Origin of the sequence: Ktedonobacter sp. SOSP1-85, assembly GCF_016587415.1 — a bacterium.
In the GTDB taxonomy this organism is placed as follows: Bacteria; Chloroflexota; Ktedonobacteria; order Ktedonobacterales; family Ktedonobacteraceae; genus Ktedonobacter.
This window is the reverse complement of record NZ_BNJI01000002.1, coordinates 260503-274643: the sequence shown is the minus strand read 5'-3', so window position 1 is coordinate 274643 and position 14141 is coordinate 260503. Positions and strand designations below refer to the sequence as shown.

The window sequence follows — 14141 nt, the reverse complement described above, 5'->3', positions numbered from 1 at the left end:
CACCAAACAGCCAGATCTGGCCAAAGAAGACCGACCAGATCTGGAACCGCACTCAGCATCCTGCTGTATATTTTTCTTTGACCAATGAGCATGCATCCCCAAAGGAGTGTAATAAAGGATAGCCAGTCATATCAGGATAATACGAAGGCCACTCATCCGGCCATAAATCACAGAACCAGGCCGCACGATAGGCACATATGCCCAACCGGGCTGCACCCTCTAGTTCGCCACTTCCACCATCGCCGATGAAGATAGCCTGCCCCGGTTCTATCGCCATACGCTTACAGGCAAGGCGATAGATGTGAGGATCCGGCTTGGCATATCCAACCTGATACGAAAATACATAGTCATCAAAGAACGGCGCCAGCGGTGAAGTACTCCATCCCATAGCTTCCTCAGGAGCACAATTGCTGATTACTCCTAGCATTACTCCCGTTTTCCGTATTTCACGGAGCCCCTCTAAGAGAGCATGGTCAATATGTTTAAAGGGCAGAGCTTTCGTAGCCTGTCTCTCCTGTTCGAGAGCACAAATCACGCGCTCATCAATCGTATGGCCCAGTGCATGGCAAATCTCACGCAAGACACTGGCAACATCAGGATAGTGCCCAACCATACGTGAATGATGGCGTGCTCGCCATTCCCGATCCAGAGATTGGGTGTCCACACCCAGTAGAGCGGCTGTCGAAGCGAGAGATTGCCTGGGAGAAGTATATTCGGTAATTAATGTTTCATATAAATCAAAAAAGACAACTTGTAGCGACACGTTTTTTCCTAGTGCGTTTGATGGGCAGCCGCTAACAGCAACAGGCCCCCTCCCCCCTCCTGCCACTGGGCTTGAGGGGAGACTTCTTCTCCTCCCGTTTCTTTCCTGCCTGGAGCCCGCAGCAGGATTGCTCAGACCGAGAGCCGCTTGCGTACGGTTGATCTGACTGATACTCACGCTCAAAGCAAAACGCTCTCACAGCTTCACTTGGAGGGTGGAGCTCGGCGTGGAAGGAGCTTGTCGGCACTGTTCTTCCAGAAAGACTCGTGCCTCTCCACGGAGTTTCGACGGATGGCCGTGTCGCCCGCCTGCTAACGTTCCATCCCCTCTTGTGCGTACCGCCTGTACTAAGCGATAGGCCATCACTCGTTTCAATGGCACGGTCTCCGTTGGGGCGATGTCTTGCCAGGATTGACCTGCGAGCATCGCGGCAACGAGACGCTGCCGGGCTGATCGTCGGTCGTCTTGCTCCCTCTTTCCCTCTTTCCACTCCTACGTGTGCCGATGAGAGAAGTGGGCACGCAGATAGCAGCGCAATGGCTCTGCTGCAATCGGACGACTGCGGAAGCTCATATAGCCATCTGGGCGGATCAAAACAAGCCCCGAATCCTCGACGCCGTAGCGCTCAGCGAGCAAGCCATCGGGATCGTACCAGGTGTGTCCACCTGACTCTTCCAACTCATGCCTTCGGATAGGATAGACCTCCAAAAGATCTTGCCAGGGAGCCACCGCAGCTTGCAACTCGCGCTGCACTTCATCCTCCCGGTGATGCTGGAAGACGAGAAGTGCGTGGCCTTTTCCCGTGAGGAGATCATAGAGCTGACAGGGAACTGCCTGCTTTCTTGAAAAGAGGAGGCCGTTGGGGGCGCGGTCACCCACGTGAACTCGAGGGGAAGCCGGTTTTTCTCCCTTTCCACGATAGTCGGAGACCAGCGGCCCGTACTGATAGGAGATGGACAGTTCTGCCGCCGTCCTGGTGATGGCCTGTTGCACCTCGGAGTGCTGCGTCAGGTAGGGCGCAGCGCAGTCACGGGCCGGAGTTGCGAGAGGATGGTGCAGAAACGCCTGGCGCACCATCCCCTCATCATCCTGCAAGAGTCGCCTGCCAACTTCTTCGCGTTCGATCTGGTAGCTTTCCAGCAACCGAGCCGGTGCCCGGTCCTGTACTACCAGCCCCAGTTTCCAAGCGAGGTTCATGGCATCTTGCATACCGGTATTCATCCCCTGCGCTCCGAGCGGAGAATGCAGGTGCGCGGCATCCCCAGCGAGCATAACTCGCTGATGCACATACTGAGTCACCTTACGCTGATGGACGTGGTAGCGAGCGAGAAAGCTTGGATTGCTTGCACGGCTTCCTTTCGGCCCACAGATCTCTATCGCCTGCTGAATTTCCTCTAACGTGACGTCTCCCGTAGGCGCACATCTTCGGGGAGAGGCAAGGATGAAACGATGCTGGCCGTCCGGTAAAGGAAAATAGGTGATGAGGTGACCACGATGGAGGTAGGCTAGAGCCTGGTCGCGAGGGAAGTCTCCGTGCATGCGCACATTCCCAGTCGCAAAACTGTGCTCGACCGTCTTTCCGACAAAGGGCACTCCGAGAAGCTTGCGAACGCTGCTATGAGCACCATCACAGCCGATCAGAAAGCGGCAAGAGCTTCGCTTCTCTTTCCCGCTGGCCGAACGCAGGACGACCTCAACGCGATCATCTCTCTGGGTAAGACCGACCAGCTCAACACCGCGTTCAACGGTGCCGCCGAGGCGAACCAGATGCCTGGTCAAAATGGCCTCGGTCGTATGCTGTGGGATCATAAGGATAAACGGGTACGGACTGTCAATGCCGGTAGCGAAGTCAAAGCGTGCCAGGTGCCGCCCCAAACTCCAGACCTGCAAGGTTGGAACCTTCACCCCCTGTGCCAGCATCTCTTTGGTAATACCCGATGAGGCCAGGAGTTCGAGGGTGCGCGCCATCACTCCCAGCGCTTTGCTATTGGGAGAAGCGGAAGGGGTTTTCTCGATGAGACGTGGCGTGATCCCGCGACGAAGTAGTTCATGTGCTAGGGTGAGCCCAGTTGGCCCAGCACCGATGATGAGCACATCTGATGGTGGCGGAGTCTGAGACATCGTGTCTCCTTTCAAAAGACACCAGAAAAGGAATGGCTCTTGCGCGCTTCTCAGTATTGTTGAGGGAGCGATGCAGTTCCTGCCGATGAAACAGGGTCTCTTCAAGAAGAGTAGCATATTGACGAGTCTATGTCTATATGCGCACGTGGCTTTGTGGAGCAAGACCCTGGAGTCCCAGTTCTCGACCCCTGCCTGGTTTGGAGAGGTCGTGTGGCGAAAAAAAAGCGTCAGGGCAAAGAGGCCGACTGGATAGCCTCACTCCAGCGTGATTCGAGCAAGGCCAGCACGGACGAACGCTTGTGACGGAAGCGGAACCGCGTGAGCTGCTCCTGTTGTGCACTGGTGGTCTGCTGGCGCAGTTCTCTCCACCGACCCCGGTCCATCTGGGTGACGTGGCGCTGCAATAATTGACAATGAGCTTCGTCCTGCTCCCACCAGGCGGCATAGGCCACACAGCGTCCATAGCGCAGCAAGTACGCGTTCCAATTCTTGCGGCCACTCACGCGGCGATACTGCGTTTTGAGCGCGCGAATATTGCGCTCCAGGTCGTTGTTGGTGCGGGGAAAGTCTTCCCGCTCATAGCACTGTACCAGGGAGGGGCGCAGGTTGGAGAGTACTTGCAAGAGTTGCCGCAGCCCTTCCTGCTCCAGTTCGGAGAGCGTGGACGCCTCCAGCAGCCCGACCATGTCCTCTCGCCAGGCATCCAGCCGCCGCCCCACCGTCTCATTGTTCACGGGTTCTCCAGGTAAGGGCGTCGCTTCTTTCGCGAGAATCGCTTCGACCTCGCAGAGCCAGCCATGAAGGTGTTTGATCTGCACCAGCTGCTCCGTCCAGGCTGCCCGTTCTGCCACAATCGCCCGCAGCCGGACCAGTTTCTGCTCACACCGCCGACTCACGGCGCCCCTTTTTTCACCAGCCGCTGGAGACTGGCTTCGATCTCCTCCAACATCTGGCTCGCCTGGACCGTGGCAAAGGTGAGCGGTTGCACCCCATCGGTATTGAGCGCAGTCAAGATCCCAGTGGCGTACGTATCCAGCACACGGAGCTGCTCGGTTTCCTGAGGCGAGGCGGTCGAGAGGGCCTTCTGGATCTGTTTGCGTACCTCACGAACCTTCGGCTGCAAGCGTTTGCGGATCGCCGTTTTCGCCGCTTTGTCTGCTTCAAAGGCGGTCTTGGAGGCATCGCGCAACGCATGGAACTGACACACCTGATGTGGCACCTCTGGCCAGAGCTCCTGGAGTGCCAGCAATTCACTTTCCTGGGCATCGCTGATCGTCCCCAGCACCTGTACTCCGAGCTCGACGACTGGAGTGAGCAGCGCTTTCATCACGGCAGTCGCTGAGGAGAGCACATTCTCGGCCACCAGGACTCGCCCGGTGAGCGCATCGCGCACCAGGTACACCGTTTCATTGCCTTTATCGGGTTGGATCCCGTCGATGGCCACAATGATGCCCCCGTTCTTCTCCACCTGGGCTAACCATTCCTTGTCCTCGTTGGCCGCGCTTGCTGCCCGTAGCAGCGTGCAATACGCATCAAACAAATACAAGACTTCCCGGCGCGCGATCTTCACTCCTAACGGATCCAGACGAGCGAGCAGCTCGCGATGCATTTCATCGACGGTTCGGTGCTCGACCAGCCGCAGCCGTCCCACCAGGAGCACCACATCCAACCCATAGGTGAAGTGAGGCAGCCCCAGCGCATCCGCTCGCGCACTTCGGTAGGTCCGCTGATGTCCCACACACTGTTCATCTGGGCAACGGTAGCCCGCATGCACCAGTTTGATGACTTCCTGCAACGTGATCACTGTGCGTTCCGACAAGGTCACGGCCCGCCGCAGCCGTTTCTGGCAGTTGGGGCAGTGATACACTTCGGGACGGTAAAAACGTCGGCTGACGTGAGGATAGGTCCTGGCTGGCTTCATGCACGTCTCTCCTTGCTGGTTCTGAGTTTCTTTCCTGTTGGAGAGTGTATCACATCGGCTCAGTCGGCTTCTCTGCCCCTACGGAAAAAAATATGGGCCTGATCTACGTGGGCAACATCCAGCAGGCGCAGCAGGAACTGGATGCCATCATTCAGGCTCGTTCTGGCAAGCAGAACCGCTGCTCCTTTCTGGGCCCTGGCGAGGCGGCGTTGGGCTTTGGCCAGAGCGTTCTCTTCCTCACGAAAAAACCTGGGGTTGTCAATGTGGGAACCATCGGAGAGAAAGGCAAAGGTCTTGAGGGGCTCATACATAGATTGGTGAAACCTCTTCAATAACCCTGTAAGTAATATGCTCATGTCAAATCGTCTTATGGTTTTGTTGCTTAATTCTACACAAAAAGCTTGACAAATCAATCTAGAAAACGTTATCTTTTCTGTAAGCCTTATCTGTTTGCCTGTTACCACGTTGTTCATGCTATGCAACATGGAAGTTAGCATTTAGTAACAGATGAGCTGTTGTCTACTCATGCGTATAGATGGATATATGGACGAAGGAGTACGTATATGCAGATGCATCGACGATCCTTTCTCAAGGCCGTGGGAAGTGCGACTGCGGGAGCCAGTTTATTGCTGAGTGGTTGCGCACCGGCTATCAATACTGGAGCCAAGAAGACGCTCAACTTCTGGGCATTCTCCAACACTCGTATCCAATGGCAACAACAAGCCTGGGAACGCTACAAGAAGGAGAAGAAGCCCGACTTCGAGATCAACTGGATGATCTTTCCTTTTCAGCAAATGCACGACAAGGTCCTGATTACGGCCCTGGCTGGCTCAGGCGGTCCCGATATCGCTGACATCGAGATTGGCCAGTTCGCGCGCTTCATTAAAGGCGACGTCATTTTTGTGGATATCGCTCCTAAGCTTCAGCAAATGGGAGTCATGGACAAGTTTTATCATCCTTCGGCTACCGATCCCTGGTCCTGGAAAGGCAAGATCTATGGTATTGGCAATGAATTGAACACCTGTCTGCTCAGTTACCGTTGGGATCTCTGGGAAAAGGCCGGTATTAAGGCCCCCATTAATACTTGGGATGAGTTCGCGGAAGCAGGTCGGCGTTATCAAAAAGCTACAGGCAAATATTTCATCGATTTCCCCTTCAACGACTCCGGTTACTGGTGGATACAGACACTTCAACACAAAGGCGGCTTCTTTGATGCCAATGGCAAACCTATCTTCAACTCCTCTGAAGGTTTAAACACGCTTCGCTATCAAAAGCAGGCCATCAACGAAAAGTGGGCAGGGATACGCCCCATTGGTCAGGCATACTGGGCCAAGGTTTCTGATGGTACATTTTCCTCTCTGATCGGCCCCTCTTGGAACTTTAGCGGTTTCGTACAACAGAACGCGGCAGATACTGCTGGCAAGTGGCATCTGCAACCACTTCCGCAATGGGAGGCGGGAGGTTCACGGACCGCCACGCAGGGCGGTACTGGCGTTACTGTGCTTAAGACCTCTTCCAGTATTGAGGAAGCACTCGACTTTGTGCTCTATGAGCACACAAGCATCGAAGCGTTACTTGGCGACTATGGGATACGCCAGACCTGGCCAACCTATAAGCCAGCGCTGGAACAGGCCAAATTAAGCGAGCCGTTGAAGTTCTTTGATAATCAGAGGGCGGGTGAGATCATCAAAGAGGTTTCGCCAGAGATAAACCAGTGGTATAACTCCCCCTACTGGCCTGAGACAACAGATGCTTTTACACGTCTCGCACTCACCCCCTGTTTACAGCAGCCGGGCGTCATGCCAGAGTCGGCGCTACAAACTGCTTATAACCAGGCTTTAAGCATCATCAATTTCGAAACTGCTTAGCACATGGCTCCACTTAGCTCCTGAGAATATTCGCGTATGCCATTCCCAAAGGAGAGATGCACATGACTCAGATACATACCAGCATGACAGCCCAACCTCGCCAGAGTAGCAGTTGGTGGCATCGCAATCAACGCAAGCTCGCTCCTTACATCTTCATCTCACCCTTCTTTATTCTCTTCCTGGTATTTGGGATCTATCCCATCCTCTACTCCTTGTGGCTCAGCTTCTTCAAAGGCTTTGGCTTTGATAAGAAGACGTTTTTTGGCTTTGGCAACTACATCCATCTCTTCCAGGACCCCCGCTACTATACTGCTGTGCTCAATACGACGAAGTATGCTCTCGGTAGTTTGTTTGTCCTCACTCCCCTGGCCCTGATCATGGCCCTGGCTATCAATTCCCTCTTCGTGCGCTGGAAAGGGCTTTACCGCGTAGGGCTCTTCTTTCCAGTCATTACCTCAACCGTGGTCATTACGGTTATCTTCGCGCGCGTCCTTGATACGCAATATGGCTTGCTCAATGTCGCGCTTGGCTGGTTTGGTATTCCCCAGATTGGCTGGCTTACAGATCAGCCAGTTGTCATGCCAGCCTTTATCCTCATTGGTATCTGGACCTATCTGGGCATCAATACCCTCTTCTGGATGGCGGGTCTCAATGCCATTAATAAAGAGTACTATGAGGCGGCTATGATCGACGGCGCTAATCGCTGGCAGGCTTTCTGGACCATTACGCTTCCGCTACTTAAGCCAGTGACGCTCTTTATCGTCATCCAGGCCATTATCGGTTCTTATAACCTCTTCGCTGAGCCTTTGCTACTCACCAGTGGAGGTCCTTCAGATGCCTCGCTCACCATTACGCTCTATGTCTACACCCAGGGCTTCCAGAACTTTAACGTTGGCTATGCGAGTGCTATTGCCTATTCGATGACGCTCCTGCTGCTCATCCTCTCCGTACTGAATATTAAACTCTTCGGGGGGTATGGAACTGCAGCCTCTTCAGATGTAGCGTGATAGCCGGGTAGTTTGCGCTATGTACCTTGCCTGTGCCTCACGCACAGGGTTCTTTAGAGAGGATCTCATCATGGCAAGCATTGATACAATGCTTCAGGAACCGAAGACAAAAATGCAGCTTTCTCCTGCCGCCCGTAAACGTCGTTATTCTTTTATTACCGGATCAGTGCTGGTCAACCTTCTGCTCCTTTTGCTGTTGCTTCTGACAGTTATACCTTTCCTTTACATGGTCTTTAGTGCCTTCAAGCCCAACACGGAGATCTTTGGTACGCCAATTACGCTCTTGCCTCGCAACCCAACCCTGGCAAATATGGGGGCCTTGCTTACGCAATTTCCCTTCGCACGCTGGATGTTAAACACGGCAATTGTAGCCATTGGCGGCACAATTACCTCTCTGCTGCTCAGTTCGCTGGCGGGCTTTGCTTTCGCGAAGTATGACTTCCGTTTCAAGAATGTCCTCTTCACCCTTATGCTGGTAACACTTCTCATCCCGCCTCAGGTCTTGCAAATTCCTCAATTTGAGGTGATCCGCGAACTTCACTGGTTCAATACCTACCAGTCTTTGATTATCCCTCGCGCAGTTGGAGCATTTGGGATCTTCCTGATGCGTCAGTACACATCAACCGTTCCCAACGAGATTCTCGATTCTGCCCGCGTTGATGGGGCATCTGAGTTCGCGATCTGGTGGCGCATCGTCCTTCCCCTGGTTCGTCCGGGGCTGGCCGTGCTAGGCATCCTCTCATTCACTGGCTTATGGAATGACTTCTACTGGCCACTCGTCGTGACTACCGATCCATCCATGTTTGTCGCTAACCTGGGAATCGCGTCCCTTGTTGGTCCATATGACTATCAATATGGGATTCTACTCTCGGGCGCTGTGCTGGCTTCGCTACCCATTATCCTTATGTTCCTTGTATTCCAGCGCCAGTTTATTGCGGGTCTTACCCAGGGCGCTGTAAAGTAAAGCCAGAGGCATACCTCTGCTGTTCAATGATTGTGGCACGAAACGACATGAGCGGGAGTATAGGGATTACAGGTAACAACCTTCACTCCCGCTCACCGGCAAACCTACCCCACAACCGAGTTCCAGCACCTTTGCAGCAGGAGGTAGCCGCTCTAACACCAGGGCGCATATCGCTGGCGTTCCTTGGCCCGCGTCCGGCTTGCCCACTGACTGTGATACGTTGACAGTAGCGTTTCGCGGCCTCTTCCCCAAAGAACCCTGCAAGGATTGCCTGAGCGTCAAAATGCTGGCCAAAACAAGGCACACCATCTGGTGCAAACGAGAGCACAGCCAGGGCCTGCGTAACCTGATTGAAGACGTCAGCTGTTTCACCTGGAACCTCGCTTCGAAAAAGAAGTCGATCCCCTTTTGATGCAAGCAGCGTTCCTATCAATCACAGAGGCGACACAGGCTGATGGAGTCCTAGAGGGCAAGCGGGGCAGAACTGTTTTTGTGGAGATGCAAAGTTAAGACTTCCTCAAGAATCTTTAAAGTGCAGACGAATTCCGAAAAGCTGCATTCAACGAAGCCGAGGTTATCCCTAAGTGGGGTCATGTCGCCAGAATCTCACAGCGGCTGACCTCTGCTTCATCATCAAAATAGCGAGATGTGTCAGAACTGAGAATCTAGCAGACGATATGGCACGTTGAATCCGTTCAACCGATGCTTTTAGGCTACCAGATCCATCGTTTTCAAAGCTTTCAATTGTGCGCGCCTTTCAGAAAGAGCATCTTCTTGTTTCTGTTCAGTGTGCGCTTTGTATTCATGCCGCCAACGAGACGAGGATCTTCGAGAGGTTGCCTGTCCCGAGGGAGATGAGGCCTCATTTTTCGCTCTCAGGGGTGAGGGGTAGGGTAAACCAGAACGTGGAACCTTCCCCAGGGGTGCTCTCTACCCCAACGTTTCCCTGGTGTTGCTCAATGAGTGTCTGGCAGATATACAGGCCCAGGCCCAACCCTTTCCCCGAGCCACTGAGCACAGGCACTCCTTTGACTTGATGAAAGCGCTTCCAAATGTCCTGCCGAGCATCTTCGGAGAGCCCGGGTCCGTGATCTCGCACCCAAACACAAGCACGGCCCTCCTGGAGGGTCAGGCCAATCTGAACCGGCTGATCGGGGCTTGAATATCGCAGCGCGTTGTTGACATAGTTAGTAATGACCTGACTGATGCGATCCTGATCCGCTAACACCGAGACCTTGGTTTGTTCTGGGATATCAAGCAAGAGGACGCGCTCAGGAGCCATCGCTCGCAGGTCATCAACGGTTTGATGGACGATACTGGTCAGATCGCAGCGGCGCAGCGAGAGTTGCAAGGTGTTGGCGGTGATGCGCGAAACATCCAGCAGATCATTGATCAACCGCGTTTGCACATCTATCAGGCGCATGGAAGCCCCCATGCTCTTCGCCACGTTCTCAAAGAATGCATTCACCTCTGGAGACAGATGGTCTGCCGTCGTGACCACGCGTTTCATCCGTCGCTGAACCAATTGGAGTAGACCTTGCAGTGCCGCCAGTGGCGTTTTCAGTTCATGACTGGTCATCCCTAAGAAGAGATCTTTTTGCCGCTCAATCTCTTTGCGTGCAGTGAGATCGACGACGAACGTGATCGCCAGAGGTTCCGCCCCTTCCCGCCTGAAGAGGGTGCTGCCAACCAGAACCGGGACGTGCTTGTCATCTTTCGCTTGATACTCTTTTTCAATGGGCTGGGCCCTCCCCGTCGTGAACAGTTCCTTCAGGATCTGCCAATATTGCGCCTGATATTCTGGCGGGGTCAGCATGCTCCACTGGATACGCCCCGCTCCCAGATCTTCCTGGGTATACCCTACCAGATTGAGAAAGGCGTCATTGGCCTCGTGAATCGTTCCCTCCAGATCAGAGACCGCGATCCCGATGAGATTGGAGTCCACGAGTCCGCGAAACCGCGCCTCGCTCTCGCGCAAGGCTTCCTCTGCTTGTTTGCGCTGCGTGATATCTTGCAAATCAAAGGAAATCCCATCCGGAGTCGGATAGACGTGGATATTCAACCAGCGCCGGAAGCTCGGATGAAAACCTTCAATATGCCTGGTCTGCCGTGTCTCCATGACTTCGCGGTACACGCGCTCGAATGGAGTCCCAACAATCTCAGGAAGCATGTCCCAAAAGGACCGACCCACCACCTCTTCCCGCTTTTTTCCGATCAACTTTTCCAGCCCGCGATTGATATAGGTGTAGCGCCACTGCTTGTTCACATAGGAAAACGCATCCGTAATGCTTTCGAGAATCGCGACAACCTGTTCCTCCGCCTGCTTCACCTCCGTAATATCGACCGTCGCCCCCACCAGGCGTACCAGATTGCCCTGTGCATCCGCGATGCTTCGTGCACGGTCGGAGAGCCAATGTACACTGCCATCTGGCCAGATCACGCGGTAATCAGTGAAATATTCCCGCGGTTCAGCCAGTGCCTGAGCAATCATGCGATCGACGCGCTCGCGATCATCGGGATGGAGTGCCGCCAGGAAGCGCTCATGGGTTGCGGGCGCCTCGGTTGACCAGCCAAAGAGGGCTTTCTCTTGATCTGTCCAGAGCAGGTGATGGGTGAGACAATCCCACTCCCACATGCCCACCCCAGATGCGGCCAAGGCTAACTGGAGGGACGCGTCACTCATGCGTCCGGGCCATTCCTGCCGGGTGAGGTCGGTGCCGCAGATGAGCACTTCGTGCAGCGTGCCAGCAGGCTCGTAGACCGGAATCGCGCGCAGGCGAAGCAGACGATAGCTCCCATCATTCCGACGAAGGTGACACTCGATCTCCCGAAGAGAGCCAGTGGTGACCAATTGGTGAAGCATTGCTTCGACCTGCGGTTGATCAAGAGGGTGCAAGGCATCAAGCCAGCCATATCCAAGACACGCACGCTTGCCTTGCCCGGTAAAAGTATACCAGCTGAAGCCTGCTTCCGGCATGGAGCCCTCGGGGGTTAGCAGCCAAAAGACATCAGCACACCCGTGGGCGAGAGCCAGAAAACGCGCTTCAGTTATGCTCCTCCTTTGATGTGGCTGGCCTCTCTTTCCATGACGAGGAGAAGAAAATACCGGCATGAGATGGGAAGACCTCCTCGTCTTTGGCTAGAACGTCAGAAGACCGTGCTCTCCCACGTTTGGATGGGATCAAAGGACGTGCCACAGCGCTCCTGGCGATATGCAATACTACCTCACCGATCGCTCGAACCAGAATCATTTACAAATGAAATGTCCCTGCTTATTGTATCGCGGACATCAAACTCACGCACGCTCCTCTTCTTATCCCGCTGAAATGGCTGAGCACGAGAAGTGCGGATGAGCTAACTTGCAACCTGGATCACAGAGGTGAGCCGCCGTAAAGGCATTGATCCTACCATGGCCCGCCGTACTCATAAGACGAGTACGATAGCTACAAAAGTTACTCCTATACCTTATCTTGTAAATTGGTGGGAAAGAAGGTGACAAGAGAGCCATCAACGCGAAGAGTGCATAGCACAACCACTCACCATGTGAGAAGCCGCTCCCCAGTCTTCGATAGAAGTCAGAATGGTGTACATACACCACGCGCGATCTTGCCAACCGTGTTCAAAGCGCTCGATCAGGTCCGATCCCATGCGAGAGTCGCAAACTTCTCGTGAGTATAGGATGAAATGGCTGTTCTTGCAACAAAAGAATGAGGCTCATTCTTTCCCTGGCGTAGGAGCCTCATACCCGCGTGCAGAGAGATAGCCATAAAACGCAAAGCGGTAAAACCAGGTTGCCATTTGTCTGGGCGTGTAGCGCTTTTCGCTCTCCAACCACCAGACGATAGTGCCAACCAGAACATGTGAAAGTTGCATGATAGGCAGCTCAGGGGGCGTGGCTGGATAAATCGGTTGACTGGGTTCCACCTGGTGTTTCCACCGTCTCTCCTTCTCAAGCATGAGCTTGATGGTGTGCTCACGCATCCTGGCTGCAAACCACGGACTGCCGTTTTTCCCCAACATCGCTCGGTACAGCCTGGCATGTTCAGCGACATGCTCAAATAACTGGCTCCAGAGCCCTACTAGATTCTCCTCCTTCTCACCAGGATCAATGTCTTTGTGGAAGGGTTTCATATCCTCCACCAGGTGATTGGCTGCTTCTTCAAAGATCTTGACTACCAGATCGTATTTATCCTGATAATGGCGGTAGAACGTAGCTCGATTGATCATGGCCCGTTCAGCAATGTCGCCCACCGTGATGGCATCAAACCCTTTCTCGGTAATCAGTTCAATCATCGCTTCTTGCAAGAATTTATGGGTGCGCTGGATACGTAAGTCTGTCTGTTCTTCGTGCGACATTTTTCCCTCCGTGTTGCATATGTAACAAAAGACAAGCATTGATGCTTGCCCCGTGGCACTGTCCAGACTACACTGTCTATTGTAACAAGTTGTTGCGAAGGCATCAACTTGTCGCCATGAAAGATCAGAACATGGGGGTGGCTACACCATCGAACCCCCTACTCTACATTTACTGGAGGCATTTCTCATGAAAGTTTTCGTTACCGGTGCGTCAGGATTCATCGGCTCCGCCGTCGTCCGCGAGTTGATCGAGTCAGGGCACCAGGTCCTCGGCCTGGCTCGTTCCGATGCTGCCGCTGCAAAAATCGCCTCTGCAGGTGCGGAGGTGCATCGCGGTTCCCTCGATGATCTTGACAGCCTGCGCAGCGGGGCGGCCTCGTCCGACGGCGTCATCCACCTCGCGTTTGTCCACGACTTCTCGGACTACGAGGGCTCCGCGCGAACAGATCTACGCGCCGTCCAGACAATCGGAGCAGCGCTCGAAGGCTCCGGCAAGCCGTTCGTGATCACCTCGGGAACATTGATGCTCGCATTCTTCCTCCCGCAGGGGCATCTCGGGACAGAGAAGGATGTGGCCGACGCCGGGTCGGTCGCGTCCAGGCCAAGGGTCGCGTCGGAGAATGCGGTGCTCGCGCTGGCTGAGCGCGGCGTGCGTTCATCGGTCGTGCGACTGTCTCCGTCGGTTCACGACAAAAGAAGAGGCGGCTTCGCGGAGGTCCTGGTCTCTATCGCCCGAGAGAAGGGCGTCTCCGGCTACGTCGGCGACGGGTCTAACCGCTGGCCCGCTGTACACCAGCTTGATGCCGCTCGCCTGTTCCGCCTGGCTTTGGAGAAGGCCCCGGCGGGATCAGTGCTGCACGGGGTCGCGGAGGAGGGCGTGCCGATTCGCACCATCGCCGAGGTGATCGGTCGGCATCTCGATGTCCCGGTGGTCTCCATCTCTCCTGAGGATGCGGGCAAGCACTTCAGCTGGCTCGGACTCTTCTCCTCAACGGACAACGTAACGTCGAGCGCGCTGACCCGCGAGCTGCTGGGGTGGCAGCCAGTACACCCCACGCTGATCCAGGACCTCGAAGAAGGGCACTACTTCCATCATGAGAGATGATGTCCAGGCTGGTTGGGTGTGATCACCTCATGTTTT

10 protein-coding genes and 1 pseudogene are annotated in these 14141 nt (G+C 54.5%); 4 read left to right on the top strand and 7 right to left on the bottom strand.

What is annotated here, in order from left to right:
- Positions 1 to 52 precede the first annotated feature (52 nt).
- From KTE_RS29500 to KTE_RS49865, 5 genes and pseudogenes are all read right to left on the bottom strand, one after another.
- Positions 53 to 763: an HAD family hydrolase gene (locus tag KTE_RS29500; RefSeq protein WP_201387768.1), complete on the bottom strand. Its 711-nt coding sequence runs from the start codon at positions 761 to 763 to the stop codon at positions 53 to 55.
- 492 nt (positions 764 to 1255) lie between these two features.
- On the bottom strand, positions 1256 to 2884 hold the full coding sequence (locus tag KTE_RS29495; RefSeq protein ID WP_201387766.1) for an FAD-dependent monooxygenase: 1629 nt from the start codon (positions 2882 to 2884) through the stop codon (positions 1256 to 1258).
- 227 nt (positions 2885 to 3111) lie between these two features.
- The gene (locus KTE_RS29490) at positions 3112 to 3780 is read right to left on the bottom strand and encodes a transposase (protein WP_201387764.1); all 669 of its coding nucleotides are present in this window, start codon (positions 3778 to 3780) and stop codon (positions 3112 to 3114) included.
- Positions 3777 to 4805 (bottom strand): hypothetical protein, encoded by a 1029-nt coding sequence (locus KTE_RS29485; protein WP_201387762.1) that lies wholly within the window; start codon positions 4803 to 4805, stop codon positions 3777 to 3779. Before KTE_RS29485 ends, KTE_RS29490 begins: the two co-directional genes overlap by 4 nt.
- A gap of 176 nt (positions 4806 to 4981) precedes the next feature.
- Positions 4982 to 5104 (bottom strand): annotated as a pseudogene (locus KTE_RS49865) (RNA-guided endonuclease TnpB family protein); the annotation flags it as partial.
- Positions 5105 to 5368: 264 nt separating this feature from the next.
- Here KTE_RS49865 and KTE_RS29475 point away from each other — a divergent pair.
- The 3 genes from KTE_RS29475 to KTE_RS29465 all read left to right on the top strand — a co-directional run bounded on the left by KTE_RS29475 (position 5369) and on the right by KTE_RS29465 (position 8644).
- The gene (locus KTE_RS29475) at positions 5369 to 6673 is read left to right on the top strand and encodes an ABC transporter substrate-binding protein (RefSeq protein WP_201387758.1); all 1305 of its coding nucleotides are present in this window, start codon (positions 5369 to 5371) and stop codon (positions 6671 to 6673) included.
- 62 nt (positions 6674 to 6735) lie between these two features.
- Positions 6736 to 7680 (top strand): carbohydrate ABC transporter permease, encoded by a 945-nt coding sequence (locus tag KTE_RS29470; RefSeq protein WP_201387749.1) that lies wholly within the window; start codon positions 6736 to 6738, stop codon positions 7678 to 7680.
- 70 nt (positions 7681 to 7750) lie between these two features.
- Positions 7751 to 8644 carry a carbohydrate ABC transporter permease gene (locus tag KTE_RS29465; RefSeq protein ID WP_201387747.1) on the top strand — a complete coding sequence of 298 codons (894 nt, stop codon included), beginning with the start codon at positions 7751 to 7753 and terminating at the stop codon, positions 8642 to 8644.
- An 862-nt stretch (positions 8645 to 9506) separates the two neighbouring features.
- On the opposite strand, the gene KTE_RS29460 is transcribed toward KTE_RS29465, so the two are convergent.
- Positions 9507 to 11756 carry a HAMP domain-containing sensor histidine kinase gene (locus KTE_RS29460; RefSeq protein WP_201387745.1) on the bottom strand — a complete coding sequence of 750 codons (2250 nt, stop codon included), beginning with the start codon at positions 11754 to 11756 and terminating at the stop codon, positions 9507 to 9509.
- Between the two features lie 602 nt (positions 11757 to 12358).
- Positions 12359 to 13000 carry a TetR/AcrR family transcriptional regulator gene (locus KTE_RS29455; protein WP_201387743.1) on the bottom strand — a complete coding sequence of 214 codons (642 nt, stop codon included), beginning with the start codon at positions 12998 to 13000 and terminating at the stop codon, positions 12359 to 12361.
- 187 nt (positions 13001 to 13187) lie between these two features.
- On the opposite strand from KTE_RS29455, the gene KTE_RS29450 reads away from it, so the two are divergent.
- Positions 13188 to 14105, top strand: a complete 918-nt coding sequence (locus KTE_RS29450; protein ID WP_201387741.1) for an SDR family oxidoreductase — start codon at positions 13188 to 13190, stop codon at positions 14103 to 14105.
- The last annotated feature ends 36 nt before the right edge of the window (positions 14106 to 14141 follow it).